This window comes from Claveliimonas monacensis (assembly GCF_014982975.1).
Taxonomy (GTDB): Bacteria; Bacillota; Clostridia; order Lachnospirales; family Lachnospiraceae; genus Claveliimonas; species Claveliimonas monacensis.
This window is the reverse complement of record NZ_JADCKL010000004.1, coordinates 183,395-206,407: the sequence shown is the minus strand read 5'-3', so window position 1 is coordinate 206,407 and position 23,013 is coordinate 183,395. Positions and strand designations below refer to the sequence as shown.

18 protein-coding genes and 2 pseudogenes are annotated in these 23,013 nt (G+C 54.9%); 16 read left to right on the top strand and 4 right to left on the bottom strand.

The genetic code is table 11. The features are described from left to right. Nucleotides 1-69: 69 nt before the first annotated feature. Genes INF30_RS07855 through proC form a run of 4 tightly spaced genes read left to right on the top strand, consistent with a single transcriptional unit; the run spans nucleotide 70 to nucleotide 4,119 of the window. The gene (locus INF30_RS07855; RefSeq protein ID WP_226394820.1) at nucleotides 70-1,209 is read left to right on the top strand and encodes a PucR family transcriptional regulator; all 1,140 of its coding nucleotides are present in this window, start codon (nucleotides 70-72) and stop codon (nucleotides 1,207-1,209) included. Between the two features lie 40 nt (nucleotides 1,210-1,249). Further along, entirely contained in the window at nucleotides 1,250-1,993 is a 744-nt protein-coding gene (locus INF30_RS07850; protein ID WP_226394819.1) for an L-2-amino-thiazoline-4-carboxylic acid hydrolase, read from the top strand. A gap of 48 nt (nucleotides 1,994-2,041) precedes the next feature. Further along, entirely contained in the window at nucleotides 2,042-3,325 is a 1,284-nt protein-coding gene (locus INF30_RS07845) for an amidohydrolase (RefSeq protein ID WP_226394818.1), read from the top strand. Next, nucleotides 3,322-4,119, top strand: a complete 798-nt coding sequence (proC, locus tag INF30_RS07840) for a pyrroline-5-carboxylate reductase (RefSeq protein WP_226394817.1) — start codon at nucleotides 3,322-3,324, stop codon at nucleotides 4,117-4,119. Before INF30_RS07845 ends, proC begins: the two co-directional genes overlap by 4 nt. 7 nt (nucleotides 4,120-4,126) lie before the next feature. Here the strand turns inward: proC and INF30_RS07835 are convergent, their stop codons facing one another. Further along, the gene (locus INF30_RS07835) at nucleotides 4,127-4,990 is read right to left on the bottom strand and encodes a helix-turn-helix transcriptional regulator (protein ID WP_226394816.1); all 864 of its coding nucleotides are present in this window, start codon (nucleotides 4,988-4,990) and stop codon (nucleotides 4,127-4,129) included. A gap of 123 nt (nucleotides 4,991-5,113) precedes the next feature. Between INF30_RS07835 and INF30_RS07830 the strand changes: the two genes are divergently transcribed. The 10 genes and pseudogenes from INF30_RS07830 to INF30_RS07785 all read left to right on the top strand — a co-directional run bounded on the left by INF30_RS07830 (nucleotide 5,114) and on the right by INF30_RS07785 (nucleotide 18,202). Further along, on the top strand, nucleotides 5,114-6,124 hold the full coding sequence (locus tag INF30_RS07830; protein ID WP_226394815.1) for a uroporphyrinogen decarboxylase family protein: 1,011 nt from the start codon (nucleotides 5,114-5,116) through the stop codon (nucleotides 6,122-6,124). A 31-nt stretch (nucleotides 6,125-6,155) separates the two neighbouring features. Continuing rightward, a complete protein-coding gene (locus tag INF30_RS07825; protein ID WP_076778812.1) occupies nucleotides 6,156-6,803 on the top strand; it encodes a cobalamin B12-binding domain-containing protein in 648 nt (215 codons plus the stop codon). Beyond that, entirely contained in the window at nucleotides 6,803-9,001 is a 2,199-nt protein-coding gene (locus INF30_RS07820; RefSeq protein WP_226394814.1) for an ASKHA domain-containing protein, read from the top strand. Before INF30_RS07825 ends, INF30_RS07820 begins: the two co-directional genes overlap by 1 nt. Nucleotides 9,002-9,023: 22 nt before the next feature. Beyond that, entirely contained in the window at nucleotides 9,024-10,091 is a 1,068-nt protein-coding gene (locus INF30_RS07815) for a uroporphyrinogen decarboxylase family protein (RefSeq protein ID WP_226394813.1), read from the top strand. Between the two features lie 3 nt (nucleotides 10,092-10,094). After that, a pseudogene (locus tag INF30_RS07810) lies at nucleotides 10,095-10,547 on the top strand (DUF5107 domain-containing protein); the annotation flags it as partial. Next, nucleotides 10,501-10,653: pseudogene (locus tag INF30_RS14910) on the top strand (hypothetical protein); the annotation flags it as partial. The pseudogenes INF30_RS07810 and INF30_RS14910, both read left to right, overlap by 47 nt. 72 nt (nucleotides 10,654-10,725) lie before the next feature. Continuing rightward, nucleotides 10,726-10,944 (top strand): tetratricopeptide repeat protein, encoded by a 219-nt coding sequence (locus tag INF30_RS14735; protein ID WP_226394812.1) that lies wholly within the window; start codon nucleotides 10,726-10,728, stop codon nucleotides 10,942-10,944. Between the two features lie 117 nt (nucleotides 10,945-11,061). Continuing rightward, nucleotides 11,062-12,108 (top strand): STAS-like domain-containing protein, encoded by a 1,047-nt coding sequence (locus INF30_RS07795; protein ID WP_226394811.1) that lies wholly within the window; start codon nucleotides 11,062-11,064, stop codon nucleotides 12,106-12,108. A 197-nt stretch (nucleotides 12,109-12,305) separates the two neighbouring features. Beyond that, the gene (locus INF30_RS07790; RefSeq protein ID WP_226394810.1) at nucleotides 12,306-16,700 is read left to right on the top strand and encodes an acyl-CoA dehydratase activase; all 4,395 of its coding nucleotides are present in this window, start codon (nucleotides 12,306-12,308) and stop codon (nucleotides 16,698-16,700) included. A gap of 110 nt (nucleotides 16,701-16,810) precedes the next feature. Next, nucleotides 16,811-18,202: a S1C family serine protease gene (locus tag INF30_RS07785; RefSeq protein ID WP_226394809.1), complete on the top strand. Its 1,392-nt coding sequence runs from the start codon at nucleotides 16,811-16,813 to the stop codon at nucleotides 18,200-18,202. A 50-nt stretch (nucleotides 18,203-18,252) separates the two neighbouring features. On the opposite strand, the gene INF30_RS07780 is transcribed toward INF30_RS07785, so the two are convergent. From INF30_RS07780 to INF30_RS07770, 3 genes are read right to left on the bottom strand one after another with little or no spacing between them, the layout of a single operon-like run. Continuing rightward, the gene (locus tag INF30_RS07780; RefSeq protein ID WP_076778792.1) at nucleotides 18,253-18,609 is read right to left on the bottom strand and encodes a hypothetical protein; all 357 of its coding nucleotides are present in this window, start codon (nucleotides 18,607-18,609) and stop codon (nucleotides 18,253-18,255) included. Continuing rightward, nucleotides 18,600-18,953, bottom strand: coding sequence for a PqqD family protein (locus tag INF30_RS07775; protein ID WP_076778789.1), 354 nt, complete (start codon nucleotides 18,951-18,953; stop codon nucleotides 18,600-18,602). Before INF30_RS07775 ends, INF30_RS07780 begins: the two co-directional genes overlap by 10 nt. Nucleotides 18,954-18,956: 3 nt before the next feature. Continuing rightward, complete coding sequence (locus tag INF30_RS07770) at nucleotides 18,957-20,843, bottom strand: OPT family oligopeptide transporter (RefSeq protein WP_408639750.1); 1,887 nt, start codon at nucleotides 20,841-20,843, stop codon at nucleotides 18,957-18,959. Between the two features lie 308 nt (nucleotides 20,844-21,151). On the opposite strand from INF30_RS07770, the gene INF30_RS07765 reads away from it, so the two are divergent. Continuing rightward, nucleotides 21,152-22,453, top strand: coding sequence for an MATE family efflux transporter (locus tag INF30_RS07765; RefSeq protein ID WP_226394807.1), 1,302 nt, complete (start codon nucleotides 21,152-21,154; stop codon nucleotides 22,451-22,453). A gap of 123 nt (nucleotides 22,454-22,576) precedes the next feature. Then, entirely contained in the window at nucleotides 22,577-22,984 is a 408-nt protein-coding gene (locus INF30_RS07760) for a DUF3842 family protein (RefSeq protein WP_076778779.1), read from the top strand. Nucleotides 22,985-23,013 lie beyond the last annotated feature (29 nt).

Here is a 23,013-nt window from a genome sequence, read left to right as displayed (position 1 = left end):
ATATATTTGGAAAATAATTGTGATCCGAGCACAAAAATGATATCCTTATATACAAAGGAGAGTTTATCTATGGCAGTTGAATTGCAATATTTGTACAGGGAGATACGCCCGGAATACGAAGTAAAACTTCACACGGCTTCCTGCTATGACAGGAAGATCAGCTGGATCCACACGGTGGAGGGCAGCGAGCTTGCCCAGTTTCTCCACGGAGACGAGCTGGTCTTTAACTCTGGACTGAATTATAAATCAGAAGAGTGGCTGAAAGAATTTTTGGAGACCATGGACAGAGCGGGAGCCGGAGGGGTGATCATCGCAGTCCGGGAAGGGAAAGAATTTCCAGGAGAGATCATCGACTGGTGCAATGAGAGAAAACTGCCTCTCTTTTCGGCTTCCTGGAAGACCCCGTACATTGACATTATGAGGAAATTTTCCGAGATCCTGCTGAAGAACGAGCAGAGGGAGACCAACCTGGTCACAGCTATGAAAAATGCTATCTTTTATCCGGAAAATGAAGAGCTCTATATGAACCATCTGGAGCGGAACGGATTCCCCAGGGATCTCTCCTACACAGTCATCATCATGAGCTGTCACGCCTATGATACGGAGCGAGGAAACCGCCTGCTGGAGGACATTCAGAGAAAACTGCATTTTTCCATGGAAAAGACCATCTTTTACGAGGAGGAGGGAAAGCTGATCATCCTGGCAGCGGGCTACCGGGGAGAATGGCTCCGGGATCAGTTCCGAAGGCTGTCCGGGGAAGACCCCAACCTCTATATCGGAGCCGGCACCACAGTGGGCCGCATGAAAGATATCCACCGGTCCTACGAGAATGCTTACACCGCCTACCAGCTGACAAAGACGACCATCCCCAGGAACTTTCTGGCCTACGATGAGCTGGGGATCTACAAGATCCTCACAGATGTGAAAGAGACAGCCATCTATCCGGATTTTGTCCGGGAAGTGCTGGGAAAGCTGATGGAGTATGACAGGGAGCACAGGACAGAATATGTAAAAATCCTGAAAGCCTATTTTGAAAACGACTGCAGCACAGTCTGCACAGCGGAAGCGCTGTACTGTCACAAAAATACCCTGACTTACAAGCTGAACAAGATCAAAGAAGTGCTGGGATATGATATACTGAGCAATGAGAACAGGGTCAGAATCATGGTGGCTTTTTATATTCTCCAGCTGGAGACAGGGGATTTTTAGTACACGGACTGAAAAAGGTAAGAGGAAAGGAGAAGAAGAAATGTCAAAAGAAACGGTATGCTGCTGTATTGAACACCACGCAGTGCTGTTTGCCCTTATGGCCAAACATGGGGTGGAACTGTGCGGGGAAAGGGGGAGAGAGTCCATCCTTAAAGGCATGACCATCTACGGGAAGGAGCGCGGACGCCGGATGGCCTGGAACGCCCGCCAGCGGGGAGATGAGATAAACACGTTGACGAACCAGGCCTACGGGGAGTGGAAGCCGGATTACGACGGACAGATGGAATTCGGACAGATCGGCATCCAGCCTGCCCTTCGGACGTACATCTCAAAATGCGCCTGGTGTGACGCATGGAAGAAGCATGGCCTTACGGAGTACGGGAAACTCTACTGTGTCAATGTGGACAATGCGGTGTACCAGGGCTATCAGGACACCTATGTCTGTACTCAGATGACAGAACCCATGAGCTGGGGCGGGCAGCGCTGTGAGTTTGACTGGGGGTGTGCCCTGACGCCGGTGGAAAATGAGGCTCTGGCGGCCAAGAAGAGGGAGCTGGGCACTTCCTGTATGAAAGATTTTACGTTCCACACGGCCCACATAAAGGCTGCCATCAGCCGCACGCTCATTCAGGATCTGGGCGAAGACGGACAGAAGGCTGTGGACATGGCGCTGGCAGAGTTTGCCGGCATGTTCGGCAGGGAGTATCTGGACGTGCTGGAGCGAGTCCCGCAGGAGGAGATCTACCCGGAGGGAGCGTTTCCGGAGGGCCCGCTCAAAAAATGAGAAAAGAAGTGAGTCAGGAGTGAGTTGTAGAAGAGAAAGGAGAGGGACATGGACCATATAAAGAAGGAGAATCGGATCGCAGCCTGGCTGGCGGATCACCGGGAAGATGTGATCCGGACTGCGGACTATATTTTCCAGCACCCGGAGACCGCCTACAAAGAAGAGCTTTCCAGCGCCTGCCTGGCCGCCTTTTTGGAGAAAAATGGTTTCCAGGTGGAGAAGAAGACAGCGGGGATAGACACTGCGTTTACCGCTGTCTGGGGAGAAGGGAGGCCGCGCATCGGGTTCCTGGCAGAGTATGATGCCCTGCCGGAGCTGGGGCATGCCTGCGGACACAACCTGCTTGGCGCCGGGGCTGCAGCGGCAGCCTGCGCCCTGAAGGCGGATATGGAAAAGACAGGCGCGCCGGGGACGCTGCGGGTATACGGATGCCCGGCAGAGGAGATCATGTCCGGAAAGATCGTTATGAATCAGGCTGGGGTTTTTGACGATCTGGATATTGCGGTGACATGGCATCCCTTTGACAGAAACCGGGTCAGCAATGACATCTGGCAGGCCCAGGACATCAAGAACTACACATTTCACGGGGTAAGCGCCCACGCTTCCCGGTCCCCGGAGGATGGCAGGAGCGCCCTGGATGCGGCGGAGCTTATGAATGTGGGCGTCAACTATCTGCGGGAGCATGTGCCCACAGATGTGCGGATGCACTATGCCTACAGAGACAACGGACAGCCGGCCAATGTAGTCCCGGATCTGGCGAAGACCAATTATTTTATCCGCTCCAGCTTGCGGGCAAGGACGGAGGATGCATCCCGGCGGGTGGATGACTGTGCCAGGGGAGCGGCTCTTATGACAGGGACCACGGTGGAGATCGAGCTGGTGGCAAGCTGCAGAGAGATGAAGATCGACCGGGGACTGACAGAACTGTATTATGAGGCCATGACTAAGGTCCCCACGCCGGTGTACACAGAAGAGGAACTGGAGTTTGCTGGCCGTATCAGCCGGGAGGCGGGGCTGGACAATGGCGGAGAGTACTTCCGCGGGCTGGAGCCTTTAGAGGACGAGCCGGTGCCAATCTCCATCGGGACAGACGCTGCGGAAGTGAGCCACACGGTTCCCCTCATCACCCTCAGCGCTGCCACCATGTGCAGGGGAACGCCCCTCCACCACTGGGCAGCAGCCCGGCAGGCAGGGATGAGTATCGGCCAGAAGGGCATGCTGTACGCGGCCCGGTGCATGGCGGAGGGAACGAAGCTGTGGATGGAAAGGAATACCGAAAAAAATTATTTTGAAAAAAGGACAAAAAAGAATCAGGAGGGAATGATACTATGATCACAAAGAAAATCGGATGGATCGGATGCGGAAACATGGGAGGAGCCATCCTCCACGGCGCTCTTAAGAGCGGGGTGCTGGCAAAAGAAAATGCCATGGTCTACGATGTCAGCCCCGCAGCGATGGAGAAGGCAGAGGGATGGGGCGTGAGCCTTGGGGCAGACTGTGCGGATGTGTGCCGGAACAGCGACCTGATCCTGCTGGCAGTGAAACCTCAGTATGCAGAGCAGACGCTGGCTCAGTGCCAGGATGCCCTGGACGGCAAGGCAGTCATCTCCATCGTGGCAGGCGTCACGGCGGAGAGATTGCGGGGAATGATCAAAGGATGCCCGCGCATTCTGCGTACCATGCCAAACGCGCCTGCCATGGTATTTGAAGGGGCTTTCGCCCTCTGCTCTGACAATGACCTGACTGCGGACGAGATGACTGCAGCGGAGGAGCTCTTTAGCTCCATCGGCGTCGTGGAACAGGTGCCGGAGAAACTTATCGATGCAGTTTGCGGCCTGAGCGGCGGCGGTCCGGCCTACGCGGCCATGTTCATTGAAGCCATGGCTGACGGCGGCGTGAAGCAGGGACTTCCCCGGGCTACAGCCTACCGCCTGGCAGCGCAGACATGCCTTGGCACGGCGAAGATGATCCTTGATATGGATATACATCCGGGCCAGCTCAAAGATATGGTCACCTCCCCCGGAGGAACCACCATCGAAGGCTGCGAGATGCTGGAAAAAGGCGGCATGAGAGGAACGGTCATGGCGTGCGTCAACGCAGCCACAGAGAAGTCGAAAAAGCTGTAAGACAAAGCTATTTGCCCGCCCCGGGCACCTGGTGCAGGGCCCGGAACTGGCGGGGCGTCAGGGTGGTGTACTTTTTGAACTGCTTGGAGAAGGAGAAGCTGTCCGGATAGCCTGTCCGTGCGGCGATCTCCTGTACGGACAGATCGTCCTGCAGGAGAAGTTCCTTGGCGTTGTTCAGACGCTTCTGTATGAGGTAGGTGTGGGGAGGGATCTGGAATTCCTGGCGGAACAGCTTCCGGAAATTCTCATATCCAAGCCCCAGATACTCAGCCGTGCCCCGGCAGCTGTCGTCCGGGATCTGTCCGCTTCCAAGGAGGTCTCTTGCCTGGTACAGGAGACTGCGCACAGATGGGTGGAGACTCTGCTTCCTGTGCATGTCATAGATGCCGAAGACAAGCTGCTGAGCCTCCAGAAGCAGGTAGGGGAGCTGCTCCGGGGAGGAGTGCTCCAGGTGGTCGTAGAATAAAAGGCACCGGTCCAGAAGGGACTGGTTAAGACCTGGGCAGAGAACCGGCTGGTCCTGGAGGAGCCCCATGTGGGTGAGGGTCCGGTAGGTCTCATACCCAAAACAGACAAAAAACTCCAGCCATTTCCCATCCTCCTTTGTGATGGTGGAATGGCGGACATAGGGAATACGCTGTATAAAGCATCCGGGATAGATCCGGGTGCTTTTTCCGTCTCTGTCAATGTAGGTGCCCTCCCCGCTCAGGAGAAGAAGGGCGCCATAGTATTTAAAAACCAGATTTTCGTTCTGGGGGAGATGGCGGGTGTGGTGGATAAATCCACAGCTTAGGATAGAGTTGTTGGGATCCAGTCCCAGCGTTCTGTGGACGGATCTGGTGACGAAAAGTTCCTTTGGGATCTGCAGCAATGAGAAATCCTCCCTTCTTTTACCAGATATGACATTTTTTCTACCATAACAGACATGTAGATCATAGCACCCGGCAGATAAAATGTAAATAATGATAAAAAAGAAAAGGAGCGGGAAACAAAGATGGATTTTGACAGGAAAAGATGGGTGCAGGACATGATCCGCCCGGGAAGGAAAAGACCTCTTCCGGTACTTTCCTTCCCGGGTATCCAGATCACGGGACACACGGTGGAGGAGACAGTAGGAAACAGCCAGCTGCAGGCAGAGTGCATGAAGGCGATTGCGGACAGATTTGACATGGCAGCCGTGCTGGGGCTGATGGATCTGTCCGTGGAGGCGGAGGCTTTCGGAAGCCCGGTGCGCTACAGCAGCCAGGAGGTGCCTACTGTGACGGCAGCCATCATCCAGGAGGAGGAAGAGGCGGAGGCACTGCAGGTGCCGGAAGTAGGGGCAGGCAGGACCGGGGAGTGCCTGGAAGGCATCCGGAAGATTGCAGAAGTGACAGAGGACAGGCCTGTCTTTGCGGGCATGATCGGCCCTTACTCCCTGGCCGGAAGGCTTCTGGACATGACAGAGATCATGATCCTCTGCTACGAGGAGCCGGAGATGGTGGAGACGGTGCTGGAGAAGGTGACAGGATTTCTCTGCGATTACGCCAGAGCTTTTAAGGAGGCAGGAGCCCACGGCATTGTCATGGCAGAACCGGCAGCCGGACTTCTCTCTCCGGGGCTTTTTAGAGAGTTCTCTGTGCCGTATGTGAAAAGGATCTGCCAGGCGGCAGAGGAGGCAGGGCTTGTGATGATCTATCACAACTGCGGCATGGTGGAACCCCTTCTTGGGGACATCGCAGATATCCCGGCACACGGATACAGTTTCGGGAACGCGGTGAATATGGAGACGGTGCTGAAGCAGATGCCGGCAGACAGGCTGGTGCTTGGAAACATCGATCCGGTGGGGATCCTGCGCAGCGGCACACCGGAGGCAGTAAAACATGCCGTGACAGAGCTTCTGGAAACCTGTGGGAAATATGACAACTTCCTGCTCTCCAGCGGATGTGATATCCCGCCGGTGACACCCCTTGAGAACCTGCAGGCATTTTTTGATGCGGCAGAAACATTTTATGGGAAAGCGTAAGAGGGTATAGAACAGAGAGGAGAATAAAGAGATGGAACTTTTACAGGAAATGTCGGAACTTCTGCAAAAAGGAAAGGCTAAGAAAGTGAAGGCGCTGGTGCAGCAGGCACTGGACGAGGGAGTGGACCCGAAAGAGATCTTAAACGAGGGACTGCTCTCGGGCATGATGATCATTGGGGGAAAATTCAAGAACAACGAGGTGTTCGTGCCGGAGGTGCTGGTGGCTGCCCGCGCCATGAACGCCGGGCTCTCCATCCTGGAGCCAAAGCTGGTGGAGGTCGGAAATGAACCGGTAGGCCGGGCTGTCATTGGAACTGTCCAGGGAGATCTGCACGATATCGGCAAAAATCTGGTCTGCATGATGTTCAAGGGGGCCGGATTTGAAGTCTGTGATCTGGGCGTGGACGTCAGCTCAGACGCCTTTATTGATAAGGCGGAGGAGATGCACGCGGACGTCATCGGTATGTCAGCCCTTTTAAGTACCACCATGTGTCAGATGCAGGCCTGCATTGACCGCTTAAAAGAGAGGGGACTTCGGGAAAAGTATATTGTCATGATCGGCGGCGCCCCTGTCACAGATGACTTTGCCCGGCAGATCGGGGCGGACTACTACACGCCGGATGCGGCTTCCGCGGCAGAGACAGCCAGAAGCGTGGTCCTGGAAAAGAAGAGTGCGTAATGCGGTACACGGATTTTCACATCAGTATTTCAGCCGAGGAGGTCTGCCGCCTGCTGGACGGGCACAAAAGCACTCTTGGCGGGGAACTGGCAGAAGAGCTGGAAGAGATGCTCCCGGAAGCCTTTGAGCGGTTGGAGCCGGAGGCGTTTCTGGGTGTGGGGGACACGGAAGGCGTCCTTTATGAGGAAGAGGCGGAAGAAGGCCAGGAGGCCCTGTACGTCATCACCACAGTGGGGGAAGCGCTCAGCGGCTGGTCCGGGGAGCTTTTCAGAGAGGGCGACTGTGTGAAGGCCATGCTGGCAGATGCCATTGCGGATCACTGTCTCTTTCAGATGGATAGGCAGCTTCGGGAGCCTGTCCTGGGGCTGTGCAGGCAGCAGGGCCTGGGGATCAGACGGCGGCTGGAGGCGCCCCAGGACGCTCCCATGGAGATCCAGAAGAAAGCCCTCCAGGTCTCCGGCGCCGGAGAGGGAGGCATGGAGATCACGGAAGGTCTTATGTACCGGCCGGTAAAAAGCGCCTGCCAGGTCTTTCTCCTTACAAGGGACAGGGATCAGTTTTTCTGGGAACATGACTGCAGCGGATGTCCCGACACTTCCTGCCGGATGCGGAAGGGCCGTCCCCCTGTTCTTGAGGTGGAGACAGTGGACAGGGACGGATTAAAGAGAAGACGGATCAGAGGCCATGTGCAGGCAGGACAGAGTATTCTGGAGACGCTGCGGGCGTGGGGGATTTATCTGGATGCCCCCTGCGGCGGGAGAGGCACCTGCGGGAAGTGCCGGATCCGCCTTGTAAAGGGTGAGCTGGCCGTGACAGAGGCGGATCGGAGCCATTTCTCTGAAGAGGAGCTGGAGAGAGGCGTACGCCTGGCCTGCCGGGCCCATCCTGCGGGAGATTGCGTGATCCGGCTTAAGGAAGCCCGGGAGGATGCCTTCTATATTCCTGGCAGCCGGGAAAAAGCCGGGGAGGAAAGCCTGGAACGTAAGAGCGCAGAAAAGGCCGGCAGGAAGGGCGTGGCTGTCGATATCGGAACCACCACCGTGGCCATGGAGCTGGCGGACCTGGAGACAGGGGAGAGGCCTCGGATCTACACGTCTCTTAACACCCAGCGGCAGTACGGGGCGGATGTCATCAGCCGGATCCAGGCGGCGGACGAGGGAAAGGCAAAGGAGATGCAGGACTGTATCCGGGATGTCCTGCGGGAAGGACTAGCCCGTCTCACGGATGGCGGGAAGGAACATATAGACCGGATGGTCATCGGAGCCAACACCACCATGGTCCATCTGCTGATGGGATACCCCTGTCATTCCCTGGGAGTCTATCCCTTTATGCCCTGCTCCACAGAGCGGATAGACACAGACGGGCAGGCGCTGCTGGGGGAGGCGGCGGAGGACTTTGACGTGTCCGTTTTCCCGGGGGTGTCGGCCTACATCGGAGGAGATATCACTGCCGGCCTCTATGCCCTGGATTTCCACAGAAAAGAGGAAGTCAGCGTTCTTGTGGACCTGGGGACCAACGGGGAGATGGCGGTTGGAAATAAGGACCGGATCCTGGCAGCCTCCGCAGCCGCGGGCCCAGCCTTTGAGGGAGACAATATCATCTGCGGCACCGGAAGCATACCGGGGGCCATCTGCGGCGCCCGGTGGAACGGACAGCAGATGGAGCTTCAGACCATCGGCGGCGGAGCACCTGTGGGGATCTGCGGCACCGGGATCATCGAGGCTGTGTACGAGATGATGGAGGCCGGGATCCTGGATGAGACCGGGCGGCTGGAAGAGCCCTGGGATGAGGAGGGATTTCCCCTGGATGGGGAGGGAAAGATACGGATCTTCCAGAAAGATATCCGGGAGATCCAGCTTGCCAAGGCGGCGGTGCGGGCCGGACTTGAGACTCTCCTTGCCGCATGCGGCGTGGAGGCCCGGGATGTGGATACGTTCTACATTGCCGGGGGATTTGGCTGCCAGCTTGATATAGAGAAGGCAGCAGGCATCGGACTTCTGCCCCAGGACTGTGTGGGGAAAGCCCGCCCTGCGGGAAATACGTCCCTTGAGGGGGCGCTGCGGTATCTGAGAGAGGCGGGCGGAGGGGCCGCTGTGGATGAGATCGCCGGAAAGGTCCGGGAGATCTCCCTGTCCACAGACCGGAACTTCCAGCAGCTTTATATGGAATATATGTACTTCGGGGAAGACGAAGAATAAAAAAGAAGGAAAGGTGAAAAGAATGACGCCAAGAGAAAATCTGCTTCATTTGCTGAGAAGGGAAGGATATGAGACCGTGCCTGTGGAGTTCATGCTCTGCCCCAGCCTGGAAAAGAGTTTCCAGGAGGAGATCGGAGGGCCGGGCGCCGACTATATGGAGTATTTCGGGATGCCCTGGCGCCGGGTAGGTGAGCTGATCCCGGAGGATACGGATATCACCAGGTTTTACCCCTACTACGATGAGATCAAGGACAATATGGAGATCGACGAGTGGGGAGTGGGCCACGAGTCCAGCCCCACCTCCATGCACATGACAAAGATGCACCATCCTCTGGAGGACGCAGAGGAGGTGGAGGAGATAGAGAGCTATCCCATCCCGGTCTACACGGAGGAGAAAAATGTATGGGTGAAGGACAGAGTGAAGGAGCTCCATGAAAAGGGGCTGGCCTCTGTGGGAAACATGCAGTGCACCATCTGGGAGACCGCCTGGTATATCCGGGGCATGGAAAATCTCATGATGGACATGTTAAGTGACGAGGAGCTGGCGGAGGCAGTCTTTGACATGGTGGAGAAGATGTCCACAGACCGGGCGCTGATCTACGCAAAGGCGGGGGTGGATATCCTCTATCTGGGAGACGACATCGGCATGCAGCACAGCATCATGATGAGCGAGGAGATGTACAGCCAGTGGCTCTATCCCAGACTGAAGCGGCTTATCTCAAAAGTGAAGGAGGTGCGGCCGGACATCATCGTCATCTACCACTCCTGCGGTTACATTGAGCCCTTTATCAATTACCTTATCGATGCAGGCATTGACGTGCTCAATCCGATCCAGGCGGAGTGCATGGAGTTTAAAGAGATCTATGAAAAATACGGGGACAGGATCTCCTTCCACGGTACCATCGGCACACAGACAGTCATGCCTTTCGGGACGCCGGAAGAAGTGAAGGAAAATGTGTGGGGAAACCTGGACATTGCGGGAGAGAAGGGAGGCCTTATGGTGGCCCCCACCCACCTGTTGGAGCCGGAAGTGCCATGGGCCAACATCCTGGCCTACGCGGAGGCATGCAGGGAGTATAAGAAAAAGTAAAACATAGACGGAGCGCGTAAAGGCTCCCGGACAGACCTAGGGCTGCCTCGAAAGAACCAGGGAAGCAGTGGAAAAGTCTATCCCTACCCGGTGACAGAAAAGATCAGCTACGAGAAGACGGACCACGTGTACCGGGCGGTGTTCCTGGAAAACCAGTATCTGAAGGTTATGGTGCTGCCGGAGCTGGGGGGACGCATCCAGCGGGCTTACGACAAGACAAACGGCTATGATTTCGTCTATTACAACCATGTCATCAAGCCGGCCCTTGTGGGGGTTACCGGCCCCTGGATCTCCGGAGGCATCGAATTTAACTGGCCCCAGCACCACCGGCCCACCACCTATCTTCCGGTGGACTGGAAGATGGAGAAGCAGGCGGACGGCAGCGCTTCCGTCCTGGTCAGCGACGTAGATCAGATGTACGGCACAAAAGGCATGGCCAGATTTACCCTGTATCCGCCAGGCGCTGACCTATCCGGAGAATTTAGGAGAGGGGCGCCTGGAAGGAACCAGGGACAATCACCTCTGGTATCACCTGGGGCTGGCCCTGCGGGAACTGGGAGATGAGAAGGGAGCCTGCGCCTGCTTCAACAGCCTTCTGGACTACGGGGAGCGGCATCTGGAAGACCGGCCCCAGGTGGACTACTTTGCTGTGTCCCTGCCGGACTTCCTTGTCTTTGAAGAGGACCGGACCTTAGCTGATCAGGTTCACTGCCACTATCTGATGGGGCTTGCCTGCTTCGGCTACGGGAGGAAGGAGGAGGCAAGCCGGGCTTTCCGGAGGGCCCTGGAGCTGGACAACAGCCACCTGAACTGCCGCATCTATCTGGAGATGGCAGAGGAAACAGCCGGGTAAATAAAATGGATAAATGAGACAGATAAATAAGGCAGCCGCTTGTCCTGCACCCTGAAATGTGTTATGGTATTATAAATAGAAATTATAGTTTTGAATTTATAAAATAAGGTTGAAGACATGTCGTTTACAGAAGCAAAAAGAGACGCTATAAGAAGGTATATGATGGACAAGATCCGGGACGGCTGCAGTGATTTCCTCAAGAGGACGGCGGAGAATTTTGGTATTTCCGAGACATCGGTGCGCCGGTACGTCAAGGAGTGCGCAAAGCAGGGAATTCTGGAGGAAGATGAGAGCTTGCCTGCAGGCTGGAAGCTGCGCACGGTCTCGGAGAACTGGGAACTGAAAAATGACGGAGAGCTTGAGGAGGACAGCATTTTCTGGGAGTACATCCACCCGCACCTGGACGGGCTGTCTGACAACGCAAAGGATATCTGGTACTATGCGTTTACAGAGATCATGAATAACGCCATTGAACATTCCGGGGGCAGCAGGATTCTTTTCGCCCTGCGGCAGGACCCTCTGTATACAGAGATTTCTATTACAGATAACGGGACAGGCATTTTTCGGAACATACAAAATTATATGAGGGAGAAGAAAGGTGTCACTCTGGACAGCGCCCAGGCGGCCCTGGAGCTGTACAAGGGAAAGCTGACAACGAACCCGGAAGGGCACTCCGGGGAGGGCATCTTTTTTGTGTCAAAAATGCTGGCGCAGTTCGCTATATGGTCAGAAAATACGGTCTATGCCTACCGGTGCGGCGACAGACACAGATTTGTGCAGTCCCATCTGATTTCCTATTATACAAGACTGGAGGGGATAGGAACTATGGCAGTGATGAAACTGGACAATGATACAAAGCGCACATCCAGGGAAGTATTTGACACATATGCGCCTCTGGAGGAGGGGTTCGTGAAGACGGAGATCCTTCTGCGGGAGATGTGCCCGCTGGGAGATCCGGTGGCCAGATCCCAGGCCAGGCGTATCCTGCGCAGGCTGGATGAATTCAAGGAGGTTGTCTTTGACTTCAGAGGGATAGACTTTATGGGGCAGGGCTTTGCGGACGAGGTGTTCCGCGTGTTCCAGAGCCGTCACCCGGATATTACGCTGACCGTGGTCAATGCGAATGCTTCTGTGCAGGGGATGATCCGGCATGTGAGGCGCTAGCCGGCGGCTGTGCTGTAAAATCATTGACATCTGTCCTGGTTTGTGATATAAACTCTTTCATAAAGAGTTAGTCATGACATATACCCGGCGGCTGCGCAGCGTGAATCTTTACGCGGCAGCCGCCCTAAAATTGCAAAAAACTGAAAATAGAGAAGCCATGACATCAGTAAGAACTAAAGAGAAGGCAGGGAAGATGGATGGATCAGGAACTTGTGGAAATCCAGCCCGGCAAGGTGCTTCTTGCCGGGATTGATGTTGGATCAACGACGACTAAGATTGCGGCCGTGGACCCGGAAAACGGGGAAGTGGTCTACTCAGATTACAGAAGACATCATGCCAACCAGGTGCAGAGCATCATTCGTGTGCTGGAGGGCTTCCAGGAGAAATTCCCGGGGGTGAAGATCGAGCCTGCGCTGACAGGATCGGGTGCTAAGCCCATTGCGGAGAAGCTGAAAATCCCTTTTATACAGGAGGTGGCGGCCAACGCGCTGGCGCTGAGAAAGAAGTACCCTTCTGTGCGGACGGCCATCGAGCTGGGAGGTCAGGACGCCAAGATCATTTTCTTCAGAAAAGACGAGAAGACAGGGGACCTGAATGTGGCGGACATGCGGATGAACGGAAGCTGCGCGGGCGGCACCGGAGCTTTCATTGATGAAGTTGCTTCTATATTAAAGGTGCCGGTGGAGGAACTGAACGCCCTTGCGGAAAAGGGAGGATTTACATACGATATCTCCGGCCGGTGCGGCGTCTACGCAAAGACAGACATCCAGCCCCTTCTGAACCAGGGCGTGGCCAGGGCGGATCTGGCCCTGTCCTCTTTTCACGCCATTGCCAAGCAGACCATAGGCGGGCTGGCCCAGGGACTGGAGATCAGAAAGCCGGTGGCTTTTGAGGGAGGCCCCCTCACCTTCAATCCCACCCTTATACAGGTGTTTGCAAAGAGACTGAAGCTGTCCGGAGAGGATGTGATCATTCCGGAGAGGCCCGAGCTGATGGTGGCTTACGGGGCGGCCATCTCCCTGGAGAGCATGTTTGAAAACAGGAAGCGGATCCTGGATACCGGGGAGCTTCTGGAAACACTGCGCAGCCCTTCCTTTCAAGCAAAGAGCGGCCAGGGGGAGGAGGCCCGTCCCTTCTTCGCCTCGGAGGAGGAGAAGGCTGCCTTTGAGAAACGGCATGAGAAGGCCTCCAGACAGTGGAAGAAGCCCCGGCCGGGAGAGAAGGTCAACGTGTACCTTGGCATTGACTCCGGCAGCACCACCACCAAGTTTGTGCTGATGGATGAAAAAGAGGAGATCCTGGACTCCTTCTATGCTCCCAACGAGGGAGAGCCCCTTCTTGTGGCCAAGAAAGCCATGATCCAGATGCGGGACCGCTACAAAAGGGACAACATTGACCTTAATATACTGGCAGTGGGCACCACCGGCTACGGGGAGCAGCTCTTTGCCAAAGCCTTCCAGGCGGAGTACCACACCGTGGAGACGGTGGCCCACGCCCGGGCGGCAGAAAAGTACGTAAAAGACGCCACCTTCATTCTGGATATCGGCGGACAGGACATGAAAGCCATCTGGCTGGACAACGGCATCATCACCAATATCCTGGTCAATGAGGCCTGCTCCTCGGGCTGCGGTTCTTTCCTTGAGAACTTTGCCGCCTCCCTGCATATCCCGGCCAGAAAGATCGCGGAGGCAGCCTTTGCCTCAAAGCATCCGGCAAAGCTGGGAAGCCGCTGTACGGTCTTTATGAACAGCAGCATCATCACCGAGCAGAGAAACGGCCGCCTGCCGGAGGACATCATGGCGGGACTTTGCCGCTCCATCATAGAGAATGTATTTACAAAGGTGATCCGTATCTCCAACCTGGACTCTCTGGGAGAGCGCATTGTGGTCCAGGGAGGTACCTTTGAAAATGACGCCGTTGTGCGGGCCATGGAAGAGTACACAGGCCGCCAGGTTGTCCGAGCCCCCTATCCAGGTCTTATGGGTGCAGTGGGCGTGGCCCTCATCGCCAAAGAGCGGCATGCAAGAGAGCCCGAAAAACGCACCTTCATCGACCTGGACAGCCTGGACGACTTCTCCTACACACAGGAGTCCAACGCCCCCTGTCCCTTCTGCACCAACCACTGCCGGAGGACCATTGTCACTTTCTCAAACGGCAATTCCTGGGTGACAAACAATCGCTGCGAGAGGGGAGAGGTGCTGGGCAGACCGGAGGACGCCCAGGCAAGAAAACAGCTCAGGGAGAAGACCCAGAAAGTCAACAGAGTGCCCAACATGTACAGGAGAAGGGAAGAGCTTCTCTTCAAAGACTATCCCTGCCCGGAACCGGCTGTAAAGAGGAATCTCACCATCGGCCTTCCCAGAGTCCTCTCCAATTGGGAGTTCATGCCTTTTTGGAGCACCTTTTGGAAAGCTCTTGGGTACAAGGTACAGCTCTCGGACATAAGCACGAGAAAAATGTACGAGTCGGGACTTTCCGCTGTTACCTCGGACACCGTCTGCTTCCCGGCCAAGCTGGTACACGGACATCTCCGGAACCTGGCGGCGAAGAAGGTGGACCGCATCTTCATGCCCGCTGTGACCACCATTCCCACAGAGAACACGGAGAAGACAAGCGAGTCCATGTGCGCCGTGGTGAAGGGCTATCCCATTGTGGTGAAAAACTCGGACAACCCCAAGAGACAGTTCGGCATCCCCTTTGACGAACCGCTGTTCCACTGGCCCTCAAAAGAGGACCGGAACCGGCAGCTTACCATCTATATGAAAGAGCATTTCCAGATACCGGAGGCGGAGACAAAGAAAGCTATTGCAGCGGGAGAGCAGGCCCAGGAGAGCTTCCGGGCAGAGCTGAAAAGGCAGGGAGCCGCCATCATTGAGAGAGTGAAAGAGAAAGGGAAGTTTGCTGTTGTCCTGGCGTCCAGGCCCTACCAGAACGATGCCCTTGTCAATCACGACCTGCCGGAGATGTTTGTCACCATGGGAATTCCCGTGCTGACAGCGGACTCGGTTCCGGGTATCGAGGATGTGGACCTCAATAAAAGCAGGATCGACATTGTCAACAATTTCCACGCAAGGATGCTCTCCTCCGCCATCCTGGCGGCTCAGAGCGACTGTCTGGAGTACGTGCAGGTGGTGAGCTTTGGCTGCGGCCATGACGCCTACCTGTCGGATGAGATCATCCGGCTGATGCACGAGATATCCGGGAAAATCCCTCTTGTCCTGAAGCTGGACGAGAGCGACATCCAGGGCCCCTTGCGTATCCGCGTCCGGTCCTTCCTGGAGACAGTGGCCATGGGAAGAGAGAAAAAGAAAAGATTGGAGACGAGGGAGCTTAAGGACCCCTATCCAGTGAAATTTGAAAAGAAGGACAGGGCGGACAAAATGGTGCTGGTGCCCAACACGTCCCACGCCTTCAGCCGGATCATGGCCGCCTCTTTTGCGGGGCAGGGCGTGAAGACCGTGCCCCTGGAGATCGGAAGAGGGGAGGCCATCCGGCTTGGAAAGCAGTATGTCCACAACGACATCTGTTTCCCGGCCCAGATCGTTATCGGTGAGGCCCTGGAGGCCCTCCGCAGCGGAAAGTACGACCCGGACCACACGGCGATCGCCATGGGCAAATACGTGGGCGACTGCCGTCTGACCCACTACAGCGCCCTTCTTCGGAAAGCGCTGGATGACGCGGGATTTTCCCAGGTGCCCATCCTTACCAATGATGATGCGGACTCCCACAACCTGCATCCTGGATTTAAGATGAACCTTTCCACCTCCCTGAAGATTGCCTTCTCTCTGCCCATGATCGATGTGCTGGAAGAGCTGCTGCGGAAGATCCGGCCCTACGAGAAGGTAAAAGGAAGCGCGGACACAGCCTTTGAGAAAGCCCTGGACGCCGTGGTGGAAGGGCTGGAGACAAAGGGCATCCCGGGCGCCAGGAGGGGCTTTAAGAAGGCCGTGGATATTATGAACCAGATAGAGTACGACCGAACCAGCCCCAGGCCGGGCGTGCTGATCGTTGGAGAGTACCTGCTGAATTTCCATCCCGGCGCCAACCATGATATCGAGGACTACCTGGAGAAGAACGGATTTGAGATCATAGAAGCCCGCATGACGGACGTTATCCGGAAAACCTATTTCTACCAGAACAGCCAGAACAGGGAGTACCACCTGAAGCGTCCTCTCATCCAGAAGATCTGGTATCATGTGGCAAACAAAGCCTTTGACGTTGCCCACGACATGACAGACCGGATCGCGAAAAAGCATCCTCTCTACCAGCCTGCTCTCAGAATGGAGGAGATGGTGAAAGACAGTGACCAGGTCATCCATCACACCTTTGACGCAGGGGAGGGCGTGCTGATCTCCGGCGAGATCCTCCACCACGCAAAGCGGGGATGCCGGGCCTTTGTCATCCTGCAGCCCTTCGGCTGCCTGCCTAACCATGTGGTAGGGCGGGGCATTGCCAAGAAGCTGAAAGAGCTGTATCCCGACGTGCAGATCCTGCCTCTGGACTACGATCCGGACGTCAGCTTTGCCAACATCGAGAACCGGCTCCAGATGCTGGTGATGAATGTGAACCAGCAGAAGGAAGAGGCATCTTAAAAAACACAAAAACATAAAAAGTTCTTCACAATTCCATCACAGGATCGCTCTATAATCAGTCTTGTAAAAAGAAAAAAGATCATTTCTTACGGAGGAAAGAGGCTGAGACTATGATGGATGAAAGATATACAGAAGGATACAACGAAGAAAGTAAAGAATCCCAGGAGGCAGGTCAGCAGGCAGGAGCTGCCGGATATATGGACTACACAGAAGCCGGGAGCGCCGTACCGGAAAAGAAGCTGAAAAAGGCAAAAAAATCTAAGAACGCTCCCAAAGGCCCCATGAGCATGAAGAAGAGATGGGCAGTGCTTGTGGCCATGGCCCTGGTCTTTGGAGCAGTGGCAGGAGGCACGGCCTTCGGGGTGAATGTGGCAGCCAGCCAGGTCTACAACAGAAAAGCTGCGGAGAACGGCATAAGCAACACAGAAACCGTGTCCGGCACGGACAGCACGGACAGCACGGGAACCGTGGCCCAGGTGGCTGAGAATGCCATGCCCTCCCTTGTCACCATCTCCACCATGTCTGTGGAGGAGATGAGGAGCTTCTTCGGCGGCACCCAGGAGTATGAGGTGGAAGGAGCAGGAACCGGTGTCATCGTGGGAAAGAATGACACGGAACTTCTCATCGCCACCAACAATCATGTGGTAGAAGGAGCAGACAGCCTGTCTGTGGGATTTGTGGATGAGACGGCAGTGGAAGGACAGATCAAGGGGACAGACGCCACCAACGACCTGGCTGTTGTGGCGGTGAAGCTGTCGGATATTTCCAGTGACACCATGGGACAGATCAAGATAGCCACCATCGGCGACTCGGATGAGCTTGTCCTGGGCGAGCAGGTGGTTGCCATCGGAAACGCCCTGGGTTACGGGCAGTCCGTCACAAGCGGCTATGTAAGCGCCCTGGACCGGAATCTGCAGATCTCCAGTGACAATGGAACGACAAATACGTACACCGGGCTGATCCAGACCGACGCGCCCATCAATTCCGGAAACAGCGGCGGCGCCCTTCTGAACATGAAAGGCGAACTGATCGGCATCAACCAGGCCAAGAGCTCCACGACACAGTCCGGCACAACAGTTGACGGTATCGGCTTTGCCATCCCCATCAACAAAGCCCAGGAGAGTCTGCAGAATCTTATGAACCAGACTACCCGGGAGAAAGTGGATGAAAGCCAGGCATCCTACCTGGGTATCCAGGGGACGGACGTATCCTCAGAGGCGTCCCAGATGTACGGTATGCCCACAGGCGTGGCTGTGTCGGCTGTAGTGGAAGACGGGCCGGCTGCCCAGGCCGGTATGCTGGCAGGGGATATCATCACAGGATTTGACGGCCGCACCATCACCGGCATGTCGCAGCTCCAGGATGTGCTCCAGTATTATGCATCCGGCGAGACAGTGGAAGTGACGGTACAGAGAACCGACCAGGGAGAGTACAAGGAGCAGACAGTGAGCGTGACACTGGGATCTGCCAGTGACGCCCAGACAGAAACAATGCAGAAATAAAAAAGAGGCAGGCACGGCCCAGATGGGTCATGTCTGCCTCCTTGCTTATGCTATTTTCTATACCGGTAGATGATTTTCCCGTTTTCCTTTTCCTCCGTGATCAGCTTTTGTTTCAGCATGTACGGAAGGATGGAATCCAGAAATTTTCCCGGATCAGTTACCGCCATGCGCTCGCTGTTAAACGGCTGCTTCGCGGTCAGATCTTTTACCACGGGTTCCAGCTCCCTGCGGGTCATGGGACCCTTTTTGCGAAGGGCTTTTCGGACTTTTGTTATCCCCTTTGAACTGAGCATGTTCGACAAATCCTGTTTCTGCCGCATGGTGCGCCATATGCCCCATGTGTAGATGACGGCTGTGGCTGCGGCAAACAGAAGAATATACGGGATATAATGAAGTATCAGTTCCATTTTTCTCCTTTCCAGTGGATCAGATGATTGTCACGGAGGATCTCCAGGAACTTGATCAGTCTGGAGAGAGACTTCTCCATGCCGGGAAACTGAGCATCCAGTATGTTTGAGAGCTGGTGCACATCCCGCATATCATCTATGGACAGCCAGACAAAGCTGCCGTAGTTGTCAAGTTTTACTTCGCTTACCCTTGGGCGGTGAAAAAATTTCTGGGCGATCCGGTGATAGAACCCTTTCCACTCAATGAAAACAGTCACAATGCCGTCCTCGCCTGTCTGATATTCAATATCCGGATTTTTAACCGGTACAAAATCCATGTAATTCCGTTGGTCTTTTGATCTCATTTTTTATTTTTCCTTTTTCATGCACAGTCTGTACAGATAGAACAGAAGCAGGATGAAGATCACAAGGCTTCCGATCTGCGGCAGAGAGAATGGAAGAGTGATGGCGCCGTCCAGCTCAAGCACTGCCAGGACAGCAAGGACGATACCCATGATACCCTCTCCGGCAATAAGTCCGGATGTGAAGAGTACGCCGCGGTCTGCACGCTCTTTTTTCTCCTGCTCTGTACCTTTGATACGCTCCACGATGTAACGCACGATACCACCGGCCATGATACCAGCACTTAAGCTGAATGGCAGGTACATACCTACTGCAAACGGCATAACCGGTACTTTCAGAATCTCTACAACGATGGCGATAAATACACCTGTGAAGATGAGCGGCCAGGGAAGATCAGCGTTCATGATACCCTCTACAAGCATCTTCATCATGGTTGCCTGTGCGGCAGGGATCTGCTCTGTACCGTATCCCCATGCCTCGTTCAGCAGGTAGAGTACGAATCCGATAGCAGCGGAAGATACAACGACACCGATGATCTCACCGATCTGCTGGGTCTTAGGTGTGGCACCGACAATGAAACCTGTCTTTAAATCCTGTGAAGTATCGCCGGCGATGGCTGCGATGACACAGATGATACCGCCGATGGCGATAGCGCCAACCATACCTGTTGTTCCGTCTGTTCCTGTTGCTTTAAGAGCAAGAGTAGCAATGATCAGAGTAGCGATAGCCATACCGGAAACCGGGTTGTTGGAGGATCCGATGAGACCTACCATACGGGAGGAAACGGATGCAAAGAAGAAACCAAATACAACCACGATCAGAGCGCCCAGCGGATTTACCGGGAATGCCGGTACAAGCCAGATGGCGATGATGATCACTACAATGATTGCCAGCAGAACAGGCATCGGAAGATCCCGCTCTGTACGAAGCGCGTCTTTGTTTGCGTGTTTCTTGGACATGCTTGCCATTGCCTGCTTGAATGTGCGGATGATCAGCGGGAATGTCTTGATAAGGCTGATAAATCCGCCGGCTGCAACGGCGCCTGCACCGATGTACTTGATGTAATTTCCCCACAGGTCGCCAGGAGCCATGGAGGAGATCGGGTCTGTTCCCGGGAAGATGGTAGCGTCCCCGCCGAACAGTGCGATCAGAGGCATCAGCACGAACCAGCTCAGTGTACCACCGGCCAGCATGTAGCTGGAGATCTTCGGTCCGCAGATGTATCCCACACCTGCCAGTGAAGGCAGTACCTGGATACCGATCTGGGATCCTGCATAGCTCTTGAATGCATAGCCGATCTCACTCGGGAAGAGGTGAAGACCGTCTGCAACGAATTTGTAAACGGCTGCAATTCCGAGACCTTTGAATACGGTTCCGGCTTTTGCACCGCCCTCCTCACCAGCAAGAAGAACCTCGGCACATGCGGTTCCTTCCGGGAATGGCAGTGTTCCATGTTCCTCAACAATGAGGGCCTGGCGCAGAGGTACCATGAAGCACACGCCCAGGATACCGCCGAACAGAGCTACGAGGAAAAGCGTCATGATACTTGGGAAATCAGTTTTTCCCTCCTCTGCCCATAAGAATAATGCGGGGAGAGTAAAGATTGCTCCCGCTGCGACAGACTCGCCGGCAGAACCGATGGTCTGTACAAGGTTGTTCTCAAGAATGGAATCCCTGCGCAGGATCACGCGGATAATTCCCATGGAGATAACGGCCGCAGGAATAGAAGCGGAGATCGTCATACCAACGAGAAGGCCCAGGTAAGCGTTGGCTGCGCCAAACACAATTGCCAGAAGGATACCTATGAGAACAGAAGTGACTGTAAATTCCGGCACGATCTTGTCAGCCGGAATATACGGTTTGAATTCTGACTTCTTGTCCATGTCATTCATTCCTTTCTTAGAATATAGATTTTTTCTTAGTGCCGATTTAGCGCACTAAAAAGGATTATATCAGTTTCTTATTGAAAAAGGAAGAGAAAACGAAGAAAAATTGATCGATTTTAAGCAATATCTTGACTTAATATATGTTTTGTGATATTTTAGCAGAGCATGTAAACGAATAATGCAGTGATTGCCGCCGGGTATGTCTTATTTATTTCAGTAGGCCTTTGTTGAAATAAATGGGACTTTTTTTATTCTGTCCATGTTTTTCCAGGATCCGGGGCGAAATCTGACCACAAGAGCCGGAGGTATGATGTATGCAGAAAAACAGTTGTTTTAGAGAGTTTATCAAGTATTCATCTTTGAATGTGCTGGGAATGATCGGCCTGTCCTGCTATATTCTGGCGGACACATTTTTCGTGTCCAAAGCCCTGGGGGCAGACGGGCTGGCAGCCCTCAACCTTGCCATCCCGGTGTACAGCTTCATCAACGGAAGCGGACTGATGATCGGAATGGGTGGCGGCATTAAATACACCATCTTCAAGAGCCAGGGAAAGGATGAGAACGCGGACCGGGTGTTCACAAATGCGGCGGTGCTGACGGTTCTCATTGCGGCCGTCTTTTTCTTCCTGGGGCTGCTTTGCTCCGGCGTGCTGACCCGCCTTCTTGGCGCGGACGCGGAAGTGTTTGAGCTGACAAGATCCTACCTGCAGGTGCTGATGATGTTTGCCCCCATGTTTATGGCAAACAACCTGTTCCTTTGCTTTGTCCGCAACGACGGGGCCCCCCAGCTTGCCATGGCGGCCATGATCGTGGGAAGCCTCTCCAACGTGGTGCTTGACTATGTGTTTATGTTCCCTCTTGGGATGGGCATGTTCGGCGCTGCCCTGGCCACGGGGACGGCCCCGGTGATCAGTATGCTGATACAGTCCTCCCACCGCCTTAGAAAGAAAAACCAGTTTCATCTGCGCAGATGCAGGCTGTCTCCAAGACTGGCCCTGGGGATCTTCTCAAGCGGCTTTCCGTCCCTTCTGACAGAAGTGTCCTCCGGCATTGTCATGATCGTGTTTAATATGATCATCCTGGGGCTGGCAGGCAACACCGGCGTGGCGGCCTACGGCGTCATCGCCAATATTTCCCTTGTGGTGATCTCCATCTACACAGGGATCTCCCAGGGGATCCAGCCTATCCTGAGCAGCAACTACGGGCAGGGAAACCAGAAAAATGTATCCGCCATCCTGCGCTACGCCCAGTGGGCGGTGATCCTTATTTCCGCGGCGGTGTACCTGCTTATGTTTTTCGGGGCAGCGCCCATTGTGGGGATTTTCAACAGCGAGGGGAACGCGCTGCTGCAGCAGATCGCCGAGACGGGCCTTAAGATCTACTTTACAGGGTGCGTGTTTGCAGGGCTTAATATCGTCCATTCCGTGTTCTTTACCTCCACGGAGCGACCCCTGCCGGCCCACGTCATCTCTCTTCTGCGGGGATTTATACTGATCATCCCCCTGGCCTTTCTCCTCTCCAGCCTGGCGGAGCTGTACGGCGTGTGGGCGGCCTTCCCGGTTACGGAGCTGCTGGTCTGCGCTGTGGGTGTGGTCCTGCTTTCCAGGTATAGATAACTATACGCAACAGGTATTTGCCATGGCCGGGATCCGGCGGTAAACTGTAAAGGAAACAAACTTTCTTGACAGTGGAAATAGTTTCTAATAAACTATAGAAAGAAAAAATGCGGAGGTGAAAGCATGAAGGTTCTCGTGATAGACGGACAGGGCGGTGGCCTTGGACGGCAGCTTGTGGCGGCTGTGAAGGCCGGATATCCGGATGTGGAAGTGCTTGCAGTGGGAACCAACAGCGCCGCTACAGGCGCCATGCTGAAAGCCGGCGCAGATATGGCGGCCACGGGAGAAAACTCTGTGGAGGTTGCCTGCCGGAAGGCGGATGTGATCATGGGGCCTGTGGGCATTGTGATCGCGGACTCCATGCTGGGAGAGATCACACCCCGGATGGCAGCAGCCGTCGGGCAGAGCCAGGCAGGGCGGATCCTGATCCCGGTGAACATGTGTGACAATATCGTGGTAGGCATAGCCGATCTTCCCATGACAAAAAAAGTGGAGAGCGCGGTGGAGGCGCTGGCTGATTTTATGAAATAGACAGATGACATCCGGCAGGAAGCCGGGGC

Coding starts and splice junctions, on each gene's coding strand:
- INF30_RS07855 (WP_226394820.1), top strand. CDS start 70: ATGGCAGTTGAATTGCAATATTTGTACAGGGAGATACGCCCGGAATAC.
- INF30_RS07850 (WP_226394819.1), top strand. CDS start 1,250: ATGTCAAAAGAAACGGTATGCTGCTGTATTGAACACCACGCAGTGCTG.
- INF30_RS07845 (WP_226394818.1), top strand. CDS start 2,042: ATGGACCATATAAAGAAGGAGAATCGGATCGCAGCCTGGCTGGCGGAT.
- proC (WP_226394817.1), top strand. CDS start 3,322: ATGATCACAAAGAAAATCGGATGGATCGGATGCGGAAACATGGGAGGA.
- INF30_RS07830 (WP_226394815.1), top strand. CDS start 5,114: ATGGATTTTGACAGGAAAAGATGGGTGCAGGACATGATCCGCCCGGGA.
- INF30_RS07825 (WP_076778812.1), top strand. CDS start 6,156: ATGGAACTTTTACAGGAAATGTCGGAACTTCTGCAAAAAGGAAAGGCT.
- INF30_RS07820 (WP_226394814.1), top strand. CDS start 6,803: ATGCGGTACACGGATTTTCACATCAGTATTTCAGCCGAGGAGGTCTGC.
- INF30_RS07815 (WP_226394813.1), top strand. CDS start 9,024: ATGACGCCAAGAGAAAATCTGCTTCATTTGCTGAGAAGGGAAGGATAT.
- INF30_RS07795 (WP_226394811.1), top strand. CDS start 11,062: ATGTCGTTTACAGAAGCAAAAAGAGACGCTATAAGAAGGTATATGATG.
- INF30_RS07790 (WP_226394810.1), top strand. CDS start 12,306: ATGGATCAGGAACTTGTGGAAATCCAGCCCGGCAAGGTGCTTCTTGCC.
- INF30_RS07785 (WP_226394809.1), top strand. CDS start 16,811: ATGATGGATGAAAGATATACAGAAGGATACAACGAAGAAAGTAAAGAA.
- INF30_RS07780 (WP_076778792.1), bottom strand. CDS start 18,609: ATGGAACTGATACTTCATTATATCCCGTATATTCTTCTGTTTGCCGCA.
- INF30_RS07775 (WP_076778789.1), bottom strand. CDS start 18,953: ATGAGATCAAAAGACCAACGGAATTACATGGATTTTGTACCGGTTAAA.
- INF30_RS07770 (WP_408639750.1), bottom strand. CDS start 20,843: ATGAATGACATGGACAAGAAGTCAGAATTCAAACCGTATATTCCGGCT.
- INF30_RS07765 (WP_226394807.1), top strand. CDS start 21,152: ATGCAGAAAAACAGTTGTTTTAGAGAGTTTATCAAGTATTCATCTTTG.
- INF30_RS07760 (WP_076778779.1), top strand. CDS start 22,577: ATGAAGGTTCTCGTGATAGACGGACAGGGCGGTGGCCTTGGACGGCAG.